Below are 21,915 nucleotides of genomic sequence, written 5' to 3'. Positions count from 1 at the left end.
GAAGCACAGGGGAGCGGTCATGGCGGAGGCGACACGTCGCGATTGCATCGTCATCGGGTACAACGAGACCCCGTTCGACGAGTACGAAGCCGGAATCAGGCGCTTTGGCGAGGACTCCGAAGCGTATCGGGATCTGAAGTTCAGCTTCATCGAGCTCGAAGGCAAGCGGCTCAACTACGTGGACCTGCTGAACCACGTGTACCGCAGGGCCCTCCCCTCGGGGACGCCGCACGCAGCGTTCCGCTCTGGAGGCATCCCCAGCCTCGCTGCCGTCTATCTCAGCAGCTTCCTGCGCCGCCACGGCCATGACGTGACGTACCTCAACCTGTTCCAGCACGAGAAGGAGCGCCTGGCCGAGCTGCTCGCTCAAAACCCTCGCGCGGTGGCCATCACCACCACCTTCTACGTCCTCAATGATCCCGTCATCGAGATGGTGCAGTTCATCCGCCAGCACAACCCCGACGTCCGGATCATCGTCGGCGGTCCGCTGGTTTCCAATCATCACCGGCGCTACGAGGGGAATGAACTCGCGGTGGTGCTCGACGACCTCGGCGCGGACATCTACGTCGTCGAGAGCCAGGGCGAACTCACGCTCTCGCGGGTCCTCGACCGGCTGAAGGCGGGCCAGGAGCTGGGCGACGTCCCCAACCTCATCTACCCCGCCGAGGGAGGGCCCGTCCGCGCAGGGCGCTATCGCATCAACCCACCGCAGGCGGAAAGCAACTCCCTCGACGAGAACATCATCGACTGGCGCGGCATGGCGGAGAGCCCCCTGGGCCCCACGCTCCAGACCCGCACCGCCCGGAGCTGTGCATACAGTTGCTCGTTCTGTGCCTATCCCATGCGTGCCGGCAGCCTGACCCTGGCGAGCCTGGATGCGGTGGCACGCGAACTGGACGCGATGGCCGAGCTGGGCACCCAGAACGTCGTCTTCATTGACGATACGTTCAACGTGCCGCTGAAGCGCTTCAAGGAACTGTGCCGGTTGCTGATCGAGCGCCGCTACGGCTTCAACTGGTTCTCCTATTTCCGGTGCAGCAACTCGGACGACGAGGCCGTGGACCTGGCGGCGCAGAGCGGGTGCCGCGGCGTCTTCCTTGGGATTGAATCCGGCTCGCCGCGAATCCTGGCCAACATGAACAAGGCCGCGACGGTGGAGAAGTACGTGAGCGGCATGAAGCGGCTGCATGCCCACGGCATCCTCACCTTCGCGTCATTCATCCTGGGCTTCCCCGGCGAGACGGAAGAGACGGTCGACGAGACCCTCGCGTTCATCCAGGAGACCCGGCCGCACTACTACCGCACCCAGCTCTGGTACTGCGAACCCGGTACCGCCGTGGATGCGAAGCGGCAGCAGTATGGGATTACCGGCCAGGGGTTCAACTGGCGGCACGACACCATGGAGAGCCTGGAGGCGATGGACCACATCGACCGGATGTTCCTCACGGTGAAGGACTCCGTCTGGTTGCCGCAGTGGTCATTCGACTTCTGGATCATCCCCTACCTGCTCGGGCGGGGGCTCCAGACGGAGCAGTTCAAGGCGCTGATGCGGCTGGCCCACCAGCTCCTTGCGCTGGAGATCGCCTCCGTCTCCTCGGAGACGAAGCGCGTCCAGCAGCGGGACTACGTGGGGCAGATGGAAGCGCTGGTGCGCCAATGGAGCGGCGCCTCGTCCCAAGCGGTGCTGGCTGGAAGATGATGGGAGTTCGCAATTGAGCATCGAAGCGTATCGGCTCTCTCCTCAGCAGCTTCGTCTGTGGCGGTTGCACGGCAAGCACCAGACGCTTCGGGTCCAGGCATTGATGCGGCTCGAGGGCGCCCCCCAACCCGGTGCCCTCGAGCACGCGGTGGCGCGGCTCGTCGCGCGACATGAGCCGCTCCGAACCCGCTTCCCGAGCCTGCCGGGACTGGACGCCCCCGTGCAGGAGCTGATGGCGAGCGGCGAGGTGGAGTGGGACCGGGTGGACTTCCGCACCTTCCCCGCCGCCACGCGCGAGGAACGCGCCCTCGCCCACTTCCAACAGGTGGGCCAGCGCGCTTTCGAGCTCGACACCGGCCCCGTCCTCCGCGTGAGCCTGATGACGTTGGACACCGGGCAACACCTGCTGGGGCTGGTGGCGCCAGCGCTGTGCGCCGACGCCGCCACCCTGCGGCGCTTCTGCTCGGAGCTTCAGCGAGACATCGCAGGGCAAGCCCAGGAACCGGAGCAGGACGGAGAGCAGGCCTCTCACCTCTCGTTCTCTGAATGGCAGAACGAGCTCCGCGAGGAGCTGACGGAGCCAGACCACCCCGCGGCCACCTATTGGGAGAAGCACGGGACCACCGCAGGCGCGGCGGTGATGCTGCCCTTTGAAAGGCCCGCGAACGCGGCGCAGGCGTTCGACCCGGCATCGCTCGAGTTGACGCTGAACGGCGAGCGGCTGTCGCGGCTCGACGCGGCGGCGCGCGAGCTGGGGTGCTCCCTCGAGGGCCTTCTGCTCGCCACCTGGAGCGCGGAGCTCTGGAAGCTGACCGGCCAGACGGACCTCGTGCTGGGCCTTCAGAGCGACGGACGCGAGCACGAGGAACTGGCGGAAGTGGTCGGCCCCCTCTCCCGCTGGGTGCCGCTCCGCGTCCGCCTCGACGCGGCCCAGCCGCTGGGCGAGCTGGCCCTCCAGCTCCAGCAGGAGCGGCGCGAAGTGCTGGAGTGGCAACGGTACTATGTCTGGCCCGCCTCGGATGGCGAGCGCGTTCCTGGCCGGGACTTCCCCGTCATCGGCTTCCGCTGGGAGGACGTGCCGGAGACGCCGCACGAGGGCGCGGGTGTGCTCCGACTCGAATCGGCACGCGCCTATGTGGATCAATCCAAGCTGTGCCTCTGCTGCCTGCGGACGCGGTCCACGCTCACGCTCGAACTCCAGTACGATCGAAGCCTCTTCCCGCCCGCTGCCGCTGAACAGGTGCTTGGGCAACTCGAAGCGCTCCTGGAGCAGATAGCCGGCTCACCGCGGGCGCGGTTGGATGGCTTGGATGCGGTGAGCCCACGCGAGCGGGCACGGTTGCTGGTGGACTTCAACGCCACGGCCCGGGAACACCCGGCGCGCTGCGTCCACACCTGGGTGGAAGAACAAGCCTCACGCCATCCGGACCGGGTGGCCCTCGTCTACGAGGAGCGCACGCTCACCTACGCGCAGCTCGACGCGTGGGCCAACCGGGTGGCGCACGCGCTCCGCCGCCGGGGCGTAGGTCCGGAGATGCGAGTGGGGCTGTACCTCAACCGCTCGCTCGAAATCATGGTGGGTATCCTGGCCGTCCTGAAGTCTGGCGGGGCCTACGTCCCGCTCGATCCGGGCCAACCCCGGCAACGGCTCGCCGGGCTGCTTGACGACATCCAGGCGAAGGTCCTCCTCACCCAGAAACGGTTGCGCGAAACCGTCCCCGAGGCCGAGGGGCGCGAGGTGCTGTGCCTCGACGAAGAGGCCACCTTCGCCGGGGAACCCACCAGTGCCCCACGCGGCGGAGCCCTGCTGGAGCACCCCGCGTACGTCCTCTTCACCTCCGGCTCCACCGGCCGTCCCAAGGGTGTCGTCGTCGAGCACCGGCAGCTCCACAACTATGTCGCGAGCGTGATGGAGCGGCTGGACCTGCCCGAAGGCGCTGCCTACGCCACCGTCTCCACCTTCTCGGCGGACCTCGGCAATACCGTCATCTTCCCCGCGCTCTGTCTCGGCGGAACCCTGCACGTCATCTCCGCCGAGCGCGTGTCGGATCCGGCGGCCTTCGTGGAGTACCTCCAGCACAACCCGATTGACGTGCTCAAGATTGTCCCCAGCCACCTGCGCGCGCTCGCGAGCGCTGGCACGGCCGGGGCGCTTCTCCCGCGGCAGCGGCTCATCCTTGGCGGCGAGGCGACGCCCCGCGCTTGGGCCGAAGAACTGCAAGCCCAGGCGCCCGAGTGCCGCATCTACAACCACTACGGGCCCACGGAGACGACGGTGGGCGTGATGACGTACCGGCTGGATGCGTCGCGGCCCTTCGCCGCGAACAACACCCTCCCGCTCGAGCGCCCCATCGACAACACCCAGGTCTACGTGCTCGACGCGAGGCTGCGGCCCGTGGCAGTGGGCATGAGCGGCGAGCTCTACATCGGTGGTGCTGCGCTCGCCCGGGGGTACCTGAACCGTCCAGACCTGACCGCGCAGTCGTTCCTCCCCAATCCCTTCAGCGCCACGCCCGGTGCCAGGATGTACCGGACGGGGGATCTCGCCCGCCACCTGCCCGACGGAACCCTGGAGCACCTCGGCCGGGCGGACAACCAGGTGAAGTACCACGGCTACCGCATCGAGCTGAACGAGCTGCGCCACGCGCTCAATCAGCACCCTCAGGTGCGCGACAGCGTGATGATGCTGAAACGGGACACGAACGGTAACGAGGTGCTCGTCGCCTACTACGTCTCGCGCCAGGAACAGGAGCACGCTCAACTCCGCGCCTTCCTCGCGGAGCGGCTCATCGAGGAGGTGCTCCCGAACGTCTACGTCCACCTGAAGAAGCTGCCGCTCACCCTGAATGGGAAGGTCAACCACGAGGCCCTCCCCTCCCTGGAGGAGGCGCGGCGGAGGCAACGCAGCCAACTCGTTGCCCCTCGGACGCCCGTGGAAGCCACCCTGGCGGACATCTGGTGCCAGGTCCTGAACCTGAAGGAGGTGTCGGTCACCGACAACTTCTTCAGCGTCGGTGGGGACTCCATCCTGGGGATCCTCGTCGTTTCGAAAGCCGACCAGGCAGGGCTGAAGCTCACCCCGCGGCAGCTCTTCAAGCACCAGACCATCGCCGAGCTGGCCAGCGTCGCGGCCCAGGCACCTGCCTCTCCCGACGACGAGGGCCCGGTCACCGGCTCCCTACCGCTGACCCAGATCCAGCGCTGGTTCCTGGAGCAGGAAGTACCGGACCTGGATGGCTGGGGCATTGTCGTACCCCTCGAAGCACGGCAACCCCTGGACCCGTCCAGGCTCCAGCAGGCATTGACCGCCCTGCTGAACCACCACGACGTGCTCAGGCTCCGAGTGACGCGCAATGGCTCCGGCTGGGAAGCCCTCATGGCCCCGCCTGGCGCACCGATGCCGTTCACCCGGATTGACCTCGCTTCGGTCCCTGACGCCCTGCTCGAGGAGCGATTCCAAGCGCTAGGGCAGGAACTCCAGGCGAAGCTCCGGTTGGACGGGGGCCCCGTGGTGGTGACAGCCCTGCTCGAGCTGGGCCCCCACCGCCCGAGCCGGCTGATGATCGCCGCGCACCGGCTCGTGGTGGACGGCGTCTCCTGGCGCGTCCTCTTCGAACAGCTCCAGCTCGCCTACGAGCAGTTCGGAGGAGGCGGCGAATGCAAGCTGCCGCCCAGGACCACCTCGGTCCGCGACTGGCTCGAGCGACTCCAGGGCTACGCGGACTCGCCCCGGCTGCGGGAGGAACTCGCGCACTGGACCGCGCAGGGGAAGGAGCCACCCCGGCCGCTTCCTGTGGAGCGCCCGGAGCCCCAGGTTCCCACAAACCTGGAGCGGGAATTCACACACGCCCTGTCGCCTGAAGAGAGCCGGCTCCTGCTCAACGAGCTGCCCGAGGCGTACCGGTGTGAGATTGGCGAGCTGCTGATCGCCACCCTGGCCTGGACCCTGCACGAGTGGACGGGTCATCCGGAAGTGCTGCTCGACATCGAAGGCCACGGGCGCGAGGACGTCTTCGAGGACGTCGATCTCTCCCGGACGGTGGGCTGGCTCACCTCGCTGTACCCCGTGCGGCTCACGCCGGAACGGGCGGGGCCCAGCGCCACCGTGCGGACGGTGAAGGAGCAGCTCCGCTCCGTGCCGAACCGGGGCCTGGGCTACGGGGTGCTGCGCTACCTCTCACCCGACGCGGAGCTTCGCGCCCGGTTGGCGCGCGCGCCCCAGGCCGAGGTGCTCTTCCGGTACGTGGGGCAGTACCACCTCGCGGGTCCGTGGTTCACCGTGCTGGACCACCCGGAGCAACGGGCGCCCACGCGCCAGCACAAGCTGGCGGTGATTGCCCGCGTGGCGGACGGTCAGCTCCATGTCACCTGGTACTTCAGCACCGACCTGCATGAGACCGCCACCGTGGAGCGGCTCTCCGCTCGGTACCTGGACACGCTCCGGACGTTGCTCGCGGAGCGCGGGGTTCCCGAGCGGCAGGTCCTCGCGCCTTCAGACTTCCCACTGGCCGGGTTGGACCAGTCGAAGTTGGACAAGCTCCTGGGCAAGCTCAAGAAGTAGCGCCGGGTGGTGGACCTCTTCCGGAGGACTCGCCCTCCGGAACGCGTTGCCGGAGGCATCCTTTCCGGTGGCGCGGTGAACTCTTAGACTCGCGTGGGCACGGCCGCCGCGACGGTGGCGCCTCTCGCACGGTACGACGTGGCCCCTCCATCCCCCTCCTCGTGGTTTGGCGCGCTTCGCCCCTGGCTGCTCGGATTGGGGCTCACCCTGGTGGTCGTCGCCATCCAGGCCGGAGCAATCCGGACACCCAGTCCCCGCACCGCGGACGCGCCTTCCACCGAGTTCTCCGAAGTGCGTGCCCAGCGCGTCATGCGGCACCTGGCAGATGGCATCGGCCGGCGCATCCCCGGCACCCCCGCCCACCAGGAGGCAGCCACCTACCTGGCCAGCGTGCTGCGCGAGCTTCCGCGCCTCGAGGTCGAGATTCAGGAGGCGGAGGGGCTCTATCTCGATGACGACACCCTCGTCGCCTACACCGTCCGGAACGTGGTGGCCCGCTTGCCGGGACGCAGGCCGGACGCGGTGCTCCTCTCGGCCCATTACGACAGCTCTCCCGAGGGCGCCGGAGCGGCGGACGACGCGCTCGGAATCGCCGCGATGGTCGAGGTCGCGCGCGCACTCGCGAACGGACCGGAGCTCGAGAATACGGTCCTCTTCAATTTCAATGGAGCCGAGGAATATGGCCTGCTCGGCGCAGCCGGTTTCATGCAGCACCGGTGGGCGAGCCAGGTCCGCACCTTCCTGAACCTCGAGGCCACCGGGCTGGGCGGCCGGGCAATCCTCTTCCAGGCCGGGCCGGACGCGTCCTGGCTCCTGGAGGCCTATGCCCGGGCCGTGCCCCAACCGTTCGGCGACGTGCTGGGCCAGGACCTTTTCCAGCATCGACTGGTTCCGGCGGGCACCGACGGCCACGTGTACCGCAGCGCGGGCATCTCCGGATTGGATCTCGCCCTCTTCCGGGATGGCTATGCGGTGCACTCCCCGTTGGATCGGCCTGAGCGGGTAGAACCCGGAAGCCTTCAGCACATGGGCGAAAGCGCGCTGGCCGTGACACGCGAGCTCGCCACACGGCCATTCCCGGACGGGAAAGGCTCGGGCCCGTCCATCTACTACGACGTGCTGGGGCGCTGGATGCTCCAGTACGGCGCCCACGCGGCGTGGGCCTGGGCCGCGGCCGCCGCGCTGCTGGTGGCTGGCGCCACCGTCCTCGCCTCACGGCGGAAACTCGTCCGCCTGTCCCTGGCCGCCGAGGGGCTCGGCTTCTGTACGCTTTCGCTCGCGGTGGCGCTGGTGGTGCCGATTGCCTTCGGCTTCCTGCCCCACTACGCATTCGAACGCCCACATGGCTGGTACGCCTCGCCGTGGCTGGCCGTCGCGGCCTTCGGCACGCTCGCTGTGACTGGGGCGCTGCTCCCCCGCGCGCTGTGGGCGCGAAGACTGGCTGCCCGGGGCGTGGCGCCCCAGGAGCGCGTGTTCACGGCCTGGCTCGGTGGGCTCTGGCTGTGGGTGCTGACACTGGGAGCGTTGCAGCTTCTGGGGCTTGGCACCGCCTACCTGGCGCTGTGGTGGACCCTGGGCGGCGCGCTCGGGCTCATCGCCGCCACCTTCCTCGCCTCGCCTCGCGCTCGGATGATGGCCCTGTATGTGGGCTGGGTGCCGGGCTTGCTGCTGACCGTGCAGATGGGGCGCTCCCTGCTGGAGCTCTTCGTCCCGGTGGCGGGCCACCTTCGGCTGGGGGTACCACTCGATCCACTCGTGGCACTGCTGGCAGCGCTGCCGGTGGCCCTGGCGACCGTGCTCGGACTTGCCCCTGTCCAGGAGCAGTCCCGCTTCGGCCCATCGACCACGGCCTTCGCCACGGTGAGCGTGGCCTTCCTGGCCGCGCTGCTCCTGCGCTTCCCGTACACGCCCGAACGGCCCAAGCGGCTCTGGCTGGAGCACCGCCTTCAGGAGGGCCGCAGTGAGGTGCATTACTCGAGCTGGGACTTTCCCGACCCGCGCGCCGCGCTCTCCGGGCAGCCCGGGCCCCTTCAAGCGGCCGCGCGGATGCCGGGCTTTCGCGGTGGTTACACCGCGCCAGTGCCGCCCGCGGATCTGCCTGCACCCCAGGTCGAGGTGCTCGAATCACAGGACGACGGAACTACCGCGCTCCGAACCGTGCGGCTGCGCCTCCAATTGGGCGCGGCATACCTCGGCCGGGTGCGGATTCCGCGGGCCGCCCTCGCGGGATGGTCGCTCCCGGCCCCCCTCCCGCCACTGGCGCCGGAGGACTCGGTCTATGTCCTCGACGTGCTCGCACCGCCAGGGGGGCACTACGAGGTCTCGCTGCATCTGAGAGGCCAGGAGGAGGTGCCGGTGGACGTACAAGCCTTCTTCGCGGAATGGACGCCGCCGCTCGAAGAGGCGCGTTCGCGGCTCCCCGCGTGGACGACAGCGAACCTGCGCGTCTCCACGTACGCCACCATCCGGCTCTGACCCGCCCGGCCTACGCCTTCACCTGGACGGGCGGCGGGGCCTTGTCACCCGCGCGAGGAGGCATGGGATGGGGCTTCGGCGCATCCGCCCTGGCGCCGCGCCGCTTCAATTCCGCCGCGTGGGCCGCACGGATGCGCCGCGACGCCAGCTCAGGCGTGAAGGCGGGGGCCAGTGAGAGGAACCGGCCCCCCTCCAAGCGCTCCCCTTCCCGGTACAGCAAGCCCTGCTGGTTCCACCCCTCGAGGAGCTCCGCAAGCTGCTGCGCGGTGGCCCTGCCCGGCTCGATGAACTCCTGGTTGAGATCGTCCCAGCGGCGTATCTCCGCGCAGTACATGTAGACATCGCGCGCGAGGCCCTTGAACACGGATGTCCGGAGCACACCGGTCCGCGCATCGAAGATGCGCATGGACTGCCCGCTGTCGAGGTACGTCAGCAGGTGCCGGTACTCGCTGGCGCGTGCTGCGGAGTAAGCGGCCCCCCACTGCTTGCAGAGCGCGCGGACGTGGCTCCAGTCAGCCACGGGTCCGTCCTGGTCGTACGACAGATCGAGCAGGTACAGCCGCTCGTAGAGCGCCTCGGGCAACCCGGCCCGGTAGAAGTCGGCGTTGCGCAGGTTGCGGACCCCATACTCCTGGCTCAGCACCTGGACGGTGGCCCCGCGTCCGAGCCAGAAACGGTTGGCCGAGAGCGGCTCGTAGCCGAGCGCGTACCGCTGGATGGTCTCGCAGGTCTCCGCCACTTCCTCTGGCCGCCCGCCAGGGAAGTCGGTGAGGAGATTCGCGCCGTTCGAGATTCCCAGCTCATGGCAGATCTTCATCACCTGCAGGTTGGTGATGACCGACGTCCCCTTGCCGATCCGCTTCAAGTACGACTCGGAGAGACTCTCGATACCGAACTGGACGAACCGGACACCGGCCTGCCACAACATCAACAGCTCGTGGGGACGGATGTTGGCACGCATCTCATAGAAGATGACCCAGTCCTTGCCGGTATCGATGAGCCGTTGCGCGAACTCATCCACCCCCTTGAGCCGAATGATGTTGTCTAGGAAGAAAAGAACGTTGTTGTGGTAGCGCTCGTTGAGGGCCACCACCTCCGAGACGAGCCGCTCGGCCCCCTTCTCGCGGTAGCCACTCCATTGCACGTTCAGGTTGCAGAAGTGACACGTCGCCTTGGGGTTGCCAGTCCGCTTCGCCCGATCCCACCAACAGCCCCGGGAGCCCTCCACCGTCATCAGCCAGAGGAAGTTGAGCGCCTCCGCCCGGGTCGCGTACTCGCTGTAATCAGGGATGGGCAGGCTGTTGACGTCGGACACCTCCCAGAAGGGCGCGCCGCGCGGCAGGGCGCTGGCGGTCTCTCGCGTGATGAGCCCCTTCAGGCCGCTGACGTCCTCTTCAGCGGCCAGTCCGCGCGCCAACGCCAGCAGCGGCTGCTCGCCCTCACCCTGGATGACGTAGTCGAAGCAGTCGAGCTCCTTCAAGAGAGAGGGACCGACGCGCTCGGAGACCGTCGAACCTCCGAGCACAATCCGCGTCCCGGTGGAGCGCCGCTTGATGCGCATGCTGAGCGCCAGGTTCGCGAAGAGCTGTCCGAAGCAAGTCGTCAAACCAACGAGCTGGTAGCGTCCGGCCACCTCTTCCGCCACGCGGTCCAGGTGCGCCTCCAAGCGGGCCTGGATGACGTCGAACGCGCTCGACCAGGTAGGACGCTCGCCGTGAATCTTCGGGTCGAGGAAGCTGCCCGCTCCCGTGAGCGGCGCACCTGACTCCTCCATCCGCGAGATGAAGAAGGCGCGCACCTGCTCCTTCCTCTCCGGAAAACACAGCGCTGCGTACAACATTTCGCCGACATCGTAAGAGGACTGAGAGATCCGGTCGTAGCAGCCGAAACCGAGCGCAGCCGCCGCGTCGAGAAAGTCAGAACGGCACACCACCTCGAGCGTGGGCTCCTGCTGCTTCAGGTAGGCGCACAGCGCGCCCAGGGCGGCCGATGGATGGCGGTACAGAGACCAGGGAAGCGCGATGAGACAGATCCTCAAAAGGCACCCACGCGGAGACGGGAGAGGAAAGACTTTACCGCAGCACGAAACTCCTCTCCAGACGCCCTGTGGCAAAGCCACCGCCCGCTCCGCTCCGGGATGCGGCGGGCTCCAAACTGGGCATAGAATGCCCACGCCAAATGAGCCATCACAGCGATAATCCTGCCCACGCGCTCACGCTGGTGGAGCTTCTGCGCGAGCGAGCTCAACGAGCGCCGGACTTCGGCCTCTACACCTTCCTGGTAGATGGCGAGACGCAGGAAGACCGGTTGACATACGCCGCGCTGGATCGTCGCGCCCGGGCCATCGCGGCCCGGCTGGCGGAGCTACCGCCGGGCACCCGCATCCTGCTCCTCTATGTGCCAGGGGTGGAGTACATCGCCGCGTTCTTCGGCTGCCTCTACGCCGGGATGGTGGCGGTCCCCGTGTACCCGCCACGGCACGACCGCTCGCTCCTGCGGCTCCAGGCGATCGCCACCGACGCCCAGGCCGCCGCCGGCCTCATCCGGAGCGAGCACCTGGAGCTGCTCCGCCAGTTCTATCCAATCGCCCCCGAGCTGGCTCAACTGCGTTGGATCGTCACGGATGAAGTCGACGATCGCGCCTCGGATGCGTGGACGCCGCCGCCGCTCTCCGGCGACTCACTCGCCTTCCTCCAGTACACCTCCGGCTCGACCAGCCTGCCGAAGGGAGTAACGCTCACCCACCGCAATCTCTTGCACAACCTGGAGGCAATCCGGCGGTGCTTCCGGCAGGACCCGACAAGCCGGGCCATCATCTGGCTGCCGCCCTACCATGACATGGGGCTCATCGGCGGAATCCTCCAGCCGCTCTACACGGGCTACCCAGCCGTGCTCATGTCTCCGATGGACTTCCTCCAGCAGCCCCTGCGCTGGCTGAAGGCCATCTCCCGGTACCGCGGCACCACCAGCGGAGGACCCGACTTCGCGTATGCGCTGTGCGCGCGAAAAATCCGTCCGGAGCAGCGCGAGGGTCTGGATTTGAGCAGTTGGCGCGTGGCCTTCAACGGCGCCGAACCCATCCGTCCCGAGACCCTCGATCGCTTCACACAGGCGTTCGGCCCGGTCGGGTTCCGCCGCGAGATGTTCTATCCCTGCTACGGGCTCGCGGAGGCGACACTGATCGTCTCGGGCTCGGAGGTGGGGCAAGCCCCCCAGGTGGCGTCCTTCGACGGACAGGCGCTCCAGAGGGGCCAGGCCATCCCGGTGGAGGCCGGGCACGCCGCGGCACACGCGTTGGTGGGCTCCGGACGGAATGTGATCGACGGCAGGTTGGCTGTCGTGGATCCGGAAACCTTCGAGCTCCGGCGCGATGGGGAGATTGGCGAAATCTGGGTCTCGGGTTCGAGCGTGGCCGGTGGCTATTGGGGCCAACCCGAGGCCACCACGCGGACCTTCCAGGCCCGGTTGCGCGGCACGGGCGAGGGCCCGTTTCTCCGCACGGGTGACCTTGGATTCCTCCGCGACGGTGAACTCTTCGTCACCGGGCGCGCAAAGGACCTCATCATCATCCGCGGGCTCAACCACTTCCCCCAAGACATCGAGTTCACGGTCGAGAAATGCCACCCGGCGGTGCGCCCCGGCTCTGGCGCGGCATTCTCCGTGGAAGCGGATGGCACTGAGCAGCTCGTGGTCGTTTACGAGGCCAACGCGCAGCGCGTGGAAAGCGGCCTCGACGAGGTCATCAGCGCGATTCGCAGAGCGGTGGCCGAGCAGCACGAGCTGATGGCCTCCTCGGTGGTCCTGATCGAACCAGGCTCGGTCCCCAAGACGTCGAGCGGGAAGATTCAACGACATGCGTGCCGCGCGGCGTTCCTCGCGGGCGAGCTGCAGGTCCTGGCACACGCCACACCGGACACGGCAAGGACAGGGCCCCTCACCGCGGCAGAGAGCGCGCCGCCCGGCTTCGAGGACTCGCCGCTGTGGCGCGAAGTCGCGGAGGAGGTCTCCCAGGTTCTCTCGCTGCCAGTTGCCGCCACGGCGGGCCTGGAGGAACTGGTCCTGGACTCGCTGTCGAGCGTGGAGCTCCAGCACCGGCTCCAGCTTCGATGGGGCGTCATCGTGCCGTTGCCGCGCTTGCTGGGCAGCCGCAACCTGGCGGAGATCGCCGCTGGGGTCGAAGCGGCGCGCGCAGCCGGCGCGCACTGGCAGCCCGAGCGCCCGGCCAGCGCGGAGGTAGGTGACTTCCCTCTGTCACACGGCCAGCGCGCGCTGTGGTTCATGCACCAGCTCGCGCCCGACAGCGCCGCCTACCATATCGCCGCGGCGCTCCGCGTCTTGGAGCCGCTCGACGAGGGACTGCTCCGGCGCGCGGTGCACCGGCTCGTCGAGCGCCACCCCAGCCTGCGCACCACGTTCCACGCGCATGAAGGGACGCCCTTCCAGCGGGTCCACCCGGAAGGAGAAGCCGGCTTCCGTTACGAGGACGCCTCCGCCTGGAGTGACGACACGCTGCGCGCCCGGCTCCGCGAAGAGGCCTCGCTCCCGTTCGAGCTCCAGCGGGGTCCCCTGCTTCGGGTCCGGCTGTACCGGCGGAGCGGGACCGAGCAGGTACTGCTGGTGGTGGCGCATCATCTGATCGCGGACTTCTGGTCGCTCGGACAGCTTGCCCGGGAACTCTCCGCGCTCTACCCCGCCGAGCGGGACGGTGTCGCGGCGGTGCTTCCCGCCCCCGCGGCCACCTACGCGGACGGCGTGCGCTGGGAGCAGGAACGGCTCGAAGGTGAGCACGGACAGCGCGTCTGGGAGTACTGGCGGCACCGGCTGTCGGGCTCCCCGCCGGTCCTCGAGCACCTGGCGGATCACCCCCGCCCGCCGGTGCAGACGTACCGCGGCGGCAGAAAGGAGCGCGTGCTGGACGCGGCGCTCACGGCGCGGTTGAAGGAGCTCTTTCGCCGCGAAACGGCGACTCCCTTCGCCCCGTTGCTCGCGGCGTATGCCACGCTGTTGCACCGGCACAATGGCCAGCGGGAGCTCTGGGTGGGAGTACCTACCGTGGGCCGCGATCGCGCCGAGCTGGCGGAGACGGTCGGGTACTTCGTCAACCCGTTGGTGCTGCGCCTGGAACTGGATGATGGGCTCTCGTTCCGCGCGTTGATGGCGCAAGCGAGCCGGACCGTCCATGAGGCGCTCGAACACGCGGCCATGCCGTTCAGCCTCCTCGTCGAGCGTCTGGCCCCCCTGCGCCAGGCGAGCCGCTCCCCGTTGTTCCAGACGATTTTCTCCTTCCAGCAATCTCCGCCGCGAAGCGAGAAAGGACTGGCGGCCCTGGCCCAGGGCACGGGCGGCGCGCGGCTCTCGCTCGCGGGTGTGGCCATGGAGTCCCTGGAGCTGGAGCTCGGAACGGCCCAGCTCGACCTCGCCATCTCCATCGCTGAACTCGACGGGCGCTTCCATGTGGCGCTCGAATACAACGTGGACCTCTTCGAGCCCGGGACGGCCGAGCGGCTGTTGCGGAGATACGAGTCGCTGCTGCACAGCGCCGTGGACCAGCCCGATGCGCCGCTGGCCGCGCTGAAGCTCGACCCCGCGGAAGACCGGGCGCGGTTGCTCGCATGGGGGCGAGCCCTGGAGACGCCATCGCCCGCCTGCGTTCACACCTGGTTCGAGGCGCGCGCGCGGCACTCGCCGGAGACGGCCGCCATCCTGTCCGGAGAGGACTCGCTGACCTATGGGCAGTTGGACGCCCGGGCCAACGCGCTGGCCTGGCGGTTGCGCGAGATGGGCGTAGGACCCGACACCCGCGTGGTGCTCTACCTCGAACGCTCGATTGAGCAGCTCATCGCGGTGTTCGGGATTCTCAAGGCGGGAGGGGCCTACGTACCGCTGGACCCGGAGTTCAGCAACGCGCGGCGCGCGGACGTCCTCGCGGACTCGGAGGCGCGAATCGCCGTCACCCATGCGTCCCACGCGGCCTTCTTCGCCAGCCAGGGCGTCACTGTGGTGACGGTGGAGGCCGGGGAGACACGCCATGAGCCGCCGCCCTCCGCCGTGACGCCGGAGAACCTCGCCTACGTCATCTACACGTCTGGCTCCACCGGGCGGCCCAAGGGCGTCATGGTGTCCCATCGCGCCCTCGCAAGCCTCGTCCAGGCCGAGCGGGTGCGCTTTGGCGTCGTCCCCGAGGATCGCGTCCTCCAGTTCAACTCCCTCAGTTTCGACTCCAGCGTGGAGGAGATCTTCCTCGCGCTCTGCACGGGCGCCACGCTCGTCCTCCGTGACGCGGCGATGCTCGATACCGTGGAGGGATTCCTCGCCGGGTGTGAACGGTGGGCGGTGACGCTGCTGGACCTGCCGACCGCCTTCTTCCACACGGTGGTCGCCGCGATGGCCGAGAGGGGCCTCACGCTTCCCTCGTCGCTTCGCTTCGTGATTGTCGCAGGGGAGCGCGTGCGCGCCGACCGGGTGACGCAGTGGCACCGCCACGCGCCACCGTCCATTCACCTGATCAACGTCTACGGGCCGACCGAAGCAACGGTGTCCGCCACCTGCCACGACCTGTCCGCCGCGACGACAACGGGGCTGGACGACGTCCCCATCGGACAACCGCTGCGGACAATGGGCGCCTACGTCCTCGATGGGCGGCTCGAGCCCGTACCGGCTGGCGGCGTGGGGGCGCTGTGGCTGACGGGTGAGGGCCTGGCCCGAGGCTACTTCCGCGATCCCGCGCTGACCGCCGAGCGCTTCATGGCGGACCCGCACGCCACCACGCCGGGCAGCCGCATGTACCGCACCGGCGATCTGGCCCGCATGCGTGCGGACGGCGTGCTGGAGTACCTGGGCCGCGCCGACGACCAGGTGAAGGTCCGGGGCTTCCGCGTGGAGCTAGGTGAAATTGAAACCGCGCTCCGCGCCTGTGAGGGCGTCCGCGACGCCATCGTCCTCCTCCAGGGGGAGAACGCGGGAAAGGAGGCGCGGCTCATCGCGTACGCGGTTGCCGCACCGGAAGTGGCGCCGTCGGCCCTGCGCGCTCAGCTCGCCGCGCGGCTGCCCCCGTACATGGTGCCGGCCGCGATCGTCCGGCTCGCCGCGTTCCCGTATGGCTCCTCCGGAAAGGTGGACCGGCGCGCCCTGCCTCCCCCGCCCTCCTCGTTCGAAGGAGAAGCGCCGCGAACGAAGACCGAGGCGATGCTCGCCGGAATCTGGGCGGACGTCCTGCAGCTCGAGCGCGTGGGCATCGACCAGGGCTTCTTCGAGTTGGGAGGCCACTCATTGCTGGCCATGCAGGTCCTCGCCCGGCTCCGGAGCACGTTCGGGGTGGAACTGCCACTCAGGGCATTGTTCGAGGAGGGCACCATCGCGGCGCTGGCGGCGCGAATCGAACAGGCCGGAAATACCCCCGCCCCCCGTGCCACTCCGCCGCTCGTCCGCGCCAGCCGCACCTCACCACCGCCACTGTCCTTCGCGCAGCAACGGCTGTGGCTGCTGGCCCAGATGGACCCCGGCAGCGCCGCCTACAACATGCCCGGGACGCTCCACCTCGTTGGAAGGCTCGATGCCGCCGCGCTCGAGTTCTCCCTGAGCGAGCTGACGCGGCGGCACGAAATCCTGCGGACCCGCTTGCTCGAGCGGGATGGTGAACCGGTCCAGCTCATCGAGCCCGCGGTGGAACTGCCTTTCGAGGTGGATGACCTGCGCGCGCTGCCTCCCGGGCAACGGGAGGCTCGCGCGGAGGAGCTGGTCCGCGCAGAGGCCGCCCGCCCCTTCGATCTCTCACGAGCGCCGCTGATGCGCGCGCGGCTGCTCCAGTTGGGCGAAGAGGAGCACCGCCTGGTGGTGGTACTCCACCACGTCGTGTGCGACGCGTGGTCGCTCGACCTCCTCTTCCGGGACCTGGCCGAGTTCTATGGCGCCCGGAGCGCCGGGCGTGAGGCGGTGCTGCCAGCGCTGGAGGTGCAGTACGCCGACTTCGCGGTGTGGCAGCGCGGGTGGCTCAATGACGAAGTGCAAGCGGAGCAGCTCGCGCATTGGCGGAGGACACTGGAGGGCGCACCAACGGAGCTTGAGCTCCCCCTGTCCCGCCGGACGCGTTCCAGCGTCCCCGGTCCGGCTGGCGTCGTCCGGCGCCCCCTGCCCGCGCCACTGATGGCCTCGTTGCACGCGCTCTGCCACGCAGAGGGCGCTACGCCCTTCATGGCGATGCTCGCCGCATTCGACGCGCTGCTGTACCGGCACACCGGGCAACGCGATCTCGTGGTCGGCACGGCGGTGGCGCACCGGACCCATCGGGCACTCGAAGGGGTGGCCGGGTTCTTCGTGAACACGCTGGTCCTCAGAAACCACCTTCCCGAGCACGTGACGTTCCAGCAGCTCGTGGCACGGGTACGCGAGGTGGCCCTCACCGCCCTCGCGCACCAGGATCTGCCATTCGAAAAGCTGGTGGAGGCTGTCCGGCCAGTCCGCACGTCCAGCCGGCCGCCCTTCCTGCAGCTCATGTTCCTCCTGCGGGACACGCCCGGCGGGGGCCCCACCCTACCGGGCCTGAAGACCTCCTTCGAGGAGGTGCTGCCCGAGCAGGCGAAGTTCGATCTCCTGCTCGAGATCGAGCAAAGGGGTGAAGGCTGGGTGGCGAGCTGGCAGTTCGACACCACCTGGCTCACCACCGAGGCGGTGTCCCGCATGGCCGAGCACTTCGAGCGGCTGCTCCGGGGAGCGCTGGAACACCCCGGCGCACCGATTGCGCGGCTCCCGCTGCTCACCGAGCCGGAAGTGGCGGTGATGACCCGGGCCAACAGCACCGGGCGTGGGTACCCGCGCGATGCGACCATCCACCAGCGCTTCGAGGAGCAGGCCACCCGGAACCCACACGCCGTCGCCGTCGAGTTGGACGACCAGCGATTGACGTACGGGGAACTGGATCGACGCAGCAACCAGCTTGCGCATCACCTCCGGCGCCGCGGCGTTGGACCCGACACCCGGGTGGGCCTGTATGTGCGCCGCTCGTTCGAGAGGGTGATCGGCATGCTGGGCATCCTGAAGGCAGGGGGGGCATACCTGCCTCTCGAGCCGGGCCACCCACGGGAGCGCCTCACGCGGATGCTGACGGACGCGGACGCGAGGCTCGTCCTCACCGAGGAGGCCTTGGAGCCGACGCTCGAGGGCACCCTCGCGGACCGGCTCTGCCTCGACGCCGGATGGTCGACCATCGCCGGTGAGTCCGCGGGAGGCGTGCCGGACGCGGTGGGAGCCGAGAACCTCGCCTATGTCATGTACACGTCGGGCTCCACCGGCCAGGCGAAGGGCGTCTGCATCCCCCACCGGGCCGTGGTCCGCCTCGTCACCGCCCCCAACTACGTGACGCTGTCCGCGGAGGATGCCTTCCTCCACCTCGCGCCATTCTCGTTCGATGCCGCGACGCTGGAGCTCTGGGGGCCGCTGTTGAACGGTGGCCGCCTGGTCCTGTTCCCCGGCGACGGGACATCACTCGAGCGCCTCGAGGACACCCTGGCCAGGCATCGGGTCACCACGCTGTGGCTGACCGCCGGGCTCTTTCACAACGTGGTGGAGCACCACCTGGAGGCACTCTCGGGGGTGCGGCAGCTCCTCGCGGGCGGAGACGTGCTCTCCCCCACCCACGTGCGCCGCGTGCTCGATCGTCACCCCGGGCTCCGGCTCATCAACGGCTATGGCCCCACGGAGAACACCACGTTCACCTGCTGCCACTCCATGGAGGCGCTGGAGGAGGCCACGGCACCGGTCCCCATCGGCGCGCCTGTCACGGGCACGCGGGTCCATCTCCTCGATGCAGGACTCGAGCCCGTGCCGCTCGGAGCGCCCGGCGAGCTGTATTGCGCGGGCGACGGGCTCGCGCGTGGGTACATGGGACATGCCGACCTGACCGCGGAGCGGTTCCTGCCGGACCCGTTCAGCCGCGAGCCGGGCAGCCGCATGTACCGGACGGGAGACCTCGCCTGCTGGAGGGCCGATGGGCGCATCGAGTTCCTGGGCCGGGTGGACAACCAGGTGAAGGTCCGCGGCTTCCGGATTGAGCCCGGTGAGGTGGAGGCCACCTTGCTCAGGCACCCGGCGGTGCGTGACGCCGCCGTGGTGGCAGCCGGGGAGCGCGCGGACACCAAGCGGTTGGTGGCGCATGTCGTCCTCAGGGACGCCTCCGCCCTCACCTCCGGCGACCTGCGGGGCTACCTGGAGCCCCAGCTCCCAGAGCACATGATTCCATCCGCCGTGGTGTTCCACCACGCACTGCCCCTGTCCCCGAACGGCAAGGTCGATCGGCGGGTGCTTGCCCAAGCGCCTCTGGACGGCCCAGAGGCTGGAGGCCCCCTGAGCGCACCTCGCACCGCGGCCGAGCTGACCCTCGTGTCGCTCTGGCGCGAGTTGCTCGGAAGGACCCACGTCGGGATTCACGAGAACTTCTTCGAGCTGGGTGGGCACTCGCTGCTGGCGACACGGCTCCTGTCCAGGGTGCGTGAAACCACCGGCATCGAGCTGCCGTTGAAGTCGTTGTTCGAGGGCGGCACCGTGGCCACGCTGGCGGAGCGAATCGAGGCGGCAAGCCGCTCCCGGCAGGCCGCCTCGCGGCCGCTCTCCCCAGTGGACAGGGGCGCCCCCCTGCCACTGTCCTATTCGCAGCAACGGCTCTGGTTCCTCGCCCAGCTCGAGCCGCACGCCTCGACGTACAACATCCCGGGAGCGCTGCGGCTCACCGGTGCGCTCGACGTGGCGGTGCTCGAGCGATGTGTGGAGACGCTGCTGGAGCGCCACGAGGTGCTCCGCACCGCGTTCGAGTCCCAGGAGGGACGCCCGGTCCAGCGCATCGTGCCGGCGCTGACGCTGAAGATGCCGGTCGAGGACCTCCGCGCGTTGCCCACGGGCGGGCGCGAGGCGCGTGCCCGGGAGATCGAGAAGGCGGAGGCGGAGCGGCCGTTCGAACTCGCCGAGCCCCCGCTGCTGCGCGTTCGCCTGCTGCGGCTGGACGAACAGGAGCACGCGTTGCTGGTGACGCTCCACCACATCGTCTCGGACGGCTGGTCACTGGGAGTGCTCTTCCGCGAGATGACAGCGCTCTACGAGGCGTTCAGCGCAGGCAAGCAGAACCCGCTGCCGCCCCTGCCAATCCAATATGCCGACTTCGCGTACTGGCAACGGCACTGGCTCCAGGGCGAGCTCCTCGAGCGCCAGCTCCAGTACTGGCGCCAGCGGCTGGCCGGAGCCCCCGCGCGGCTCGCGTTACCCTCCGCGCTCCCACGGCCCGAAGTTCCGAGCCACCGCGGCAAGCTCGTCGTTGGACGGCTCAGCCCCCAGGACACCGAAGCGCTCCAGAAGCTCGGAAGACAGGAGGGGACGACGCTCTTCATGACCGCGCTGGCGGCCTTCTACACGCTGCTCCACCGGCTGACGGGCAGCGAGGACGTCGTGGTGGGAGTTCCCCTGGCCAATCGGGCCCACCCGCTCACCGAGGATTTGATCGGGTTCTTCGTCAACACCCTCGCGCTCCGGTGCCAGGTTCAAGGCTCCCTCTCGTTCCAGGAACTCCTCCAGCGCGTCAGGGCGCTGACGCTCGAGGCCTACGAGCACCAGGACGTGCCCTTCGAGCGCGTCGTGGACGAGCTCGGGATTGAGCGTTCACTGAGCTACAACCCGCTCTTTCAGATTCTCTTCGTGTTGCAGAACACGCCGCTGCCACCGCTCCGCCTCGGGGACCTGAGCTTGAGCCAGGTCACGCCCAACTTCGACGCGGTGAAGTTCGACCTCGTCGTCATCCTCACGGAGCACGACGGCGGGCTCGAGGCCTCGTGGAGCTACGACGCCGACATCTTCGACGAGGCGACCATTTCGCGGATGCACCGGCAATACGAGCTGCTCTTACGGCAGCTCGCCAGCGGGGCGGACAGGAGCCTCGCCCGTCTGGAGCTCCAGACGGAGACCGAGCGCAAGCAAGAGGGCGTCCTCAAAGACACACGCCGCGCCTCGGACTTCGATCGGCTGCGCCGCATCAAACCCAAACCCGTCACCCCGCGGCGCCCCGAAGAAGAGGGCTAGGCCCGGCGCCGACGCAGCGCAGCGCGAATGGCCCCGGGTAGCGTTGACGCCCGCCGACCGTTATAATTCGTGTGAATCGTGAACAGCCCGCCATCTGTAAGGTGGAGGAAGATTGCGTAAGCGAATCGTCGAGTATGTCCTCCCTGTCCTGGATGAGCAGAGTCTCCTCGCGCGGATAGAGCAGGAGCTGTGCTGGTACCACAACACGCACTACGCGCACCTGACAGCATTCCTCGTGGTGCCCCACGACAACGCGCAGGTACGCGCACAGCTCGAGCAGATCATTGGCGTGTTCCGGGATCGCAAGGACTCGCAGAAGCCGGACCCGAACTTCAAGATCTTGAGCCCGGCGCAACCGGATGCGTCGTTCGTCGACCTCCTCACCCGCCTGGACTGCCGGCTGCCGAAGCTCATGCTGCTGCCGCACCTGACGGACCATGACAACTTCTCCGGACTGGCGGACAGTCTCCGGTCCACGGCCGCCCTCCTGCGGCGCTACATCATCGACTTCCGGTTCTGCATCACCGCCGAGCGGCTGCCCCAGACGCTCCCTGCGCTGCTCTCCGAGCTGCGGAAGCTCTCCGAGAGCCCGGAGGATCGAAACCTCCTGTCTCGCTTCCCGGTGATCGAAGTCCCCTTCACGGCCGGTGGCGACGACTCGGCGCAACTGGCGAACGCCCTCGCCGAACTCTGGTCCCGCTGGCCGCAGTTGAACGACTCGGTGAACCTGAGCCGGGGCGGCTTCGTGAAGCACTTCTACGCGCTGAAGGAGCTGTGGCACCTCGCGCGGATCATGAACCAGGAGCAGTCCGTCGAAGCCGATATCGCGAAGCTGCGCAGAGGCTATGGGGTGGAGGCCGCGGTGGAGGCCCGAATCGCCGCGTTCGACCAGGCCTTCCTCGAGCGGTATGCCTCGCTGGGCCAGTACAACGAGTGGCGGCACAGCAGCAACAGCGTGGTGCTGGAGTTTGATCTGGATTCGATCGCCGACACCTACGAGTGCCAGTCCCCCGTCTTCGTGGACAACAGGTGGATCCTGGAGCGCAACTCGCTGGAGCTCGCGACCGACAAGGGTCGCAAGAGCTGAACCAATCACACTGGGGTACACCGATGGCAAGCAATC

The 21,915-nt window shown here is 68.5% G+C and carries 6 protein-coding genes; 5 read left to right on the top strand and 1 reads right to left on the bottom strand.

Translation table 11 applies throughout. From position 1 onward, the window contains the following. The first annotated feature begins 19 nt into the window (after positions 1 to 19). The 3 genes from FL344_RS08425 to FL344_RS08415 all read left to right on the top strand — a co-directional run bounded on the left by FL344_RS08425 (position 20) and on the right by FL344_RS08415 (position 8,735). Positions 20 to 1,699 (top strand): PhpK family radical SAM P-methyltransferase, encoded by a 1,680-nt coding sequence (locus tag FL344_RS08425; RefSeq protein WP_141618138.1) that lies wholly within the window; start codon positions 20 to 22, stop codon positions 1,697 to 1,699. Positions 1,700 to 1,712: 13 nt separating this feature from the next. Beyond that, positions 1,713 to 6,260: a non-ribosomal peptide synthetase gene (locus tag FL344_RS08420; protein ID WP_194863037.1), complete on the top strand. Its 4,548-nt coding sequence runs from the start codon at positions 1,713 to 1,715 to the stop codon at positions 6,258 to 6,260. 93 nt (positions 6,261 to 6,353) lie between these two features. Further along, positions 6,354 to 8,735 carry a M28 family metallopeptidase gene (locus FL344_RS08415; protein WP_194863036.1) on the top strand — a complete coding sequence of 794 codons (2,382 nt, stop codon included), beginning with the start codon at positions 6,354 to 6,356 and terminating at the stop codon, positions 8,733 to 8,735. Between the two features lie 10 nt (positions 8,736 to 8,745). Here FL344_RS08415 and FL344_RS08410 read toward each other — a convergent pair whose 3' ends face one another. After that, positions 8,746 to 10,773, bottom strand: coding sequence for a RiPP maturation radical SAM C-methyltransferase (locus FL344_RS08410; RefSeq protein WP_141618135.1), 2,028 nt, complete (start codon positions 10,771 to 10,773; stop codon positions 8,746 to 8,748). A gap of 140 nt (positions 10,774 to 10,913) precedes the next feature. Between FL344_RS08410 and FL344_RS08405 the strand changes: the two genes are divergently transcribed. Together FL344_RS08405 and FL344_RS08400 are read left to right on the top strand one after the other, a co-directional pair. Beyond that, a complete protein-coding gene (locus tag FL344_RS08405) occupies positions 10,914 to 20,792 on the top strand; it encodes a non-ribosomal peptide synthetase (protein WP_141618134.1) in 9,879 nt (3,292 codons plus the stop codon). Between the two features lie 112 nt (positions 20,793 to 20,904). Then, a complete protein-coding gene (locus tag FL344_RS08400; RefSeq protein WP_141618133.1) occupies positions 20,905 to 21,879 on the top strand; it encodes a hypothetical protein in 975 nt (324 codons plus the stop codon). Positions 21,880 to 21,915: the final 36 nt, after the last annotated feature.

The organism is Myxococcus sp. AB036A (assembly GCF_006547355.1).
Lineage (GTDB): Bacteria > Myxococcota > Myxococcia > Myxococcales > Myxococcaceae > Myxococcus > Myxococcus virescens.
Note: the sequence above shows the minus strand (reverse complement) of the source record. Positions and strands in the feature narration are given on the sequence as shown.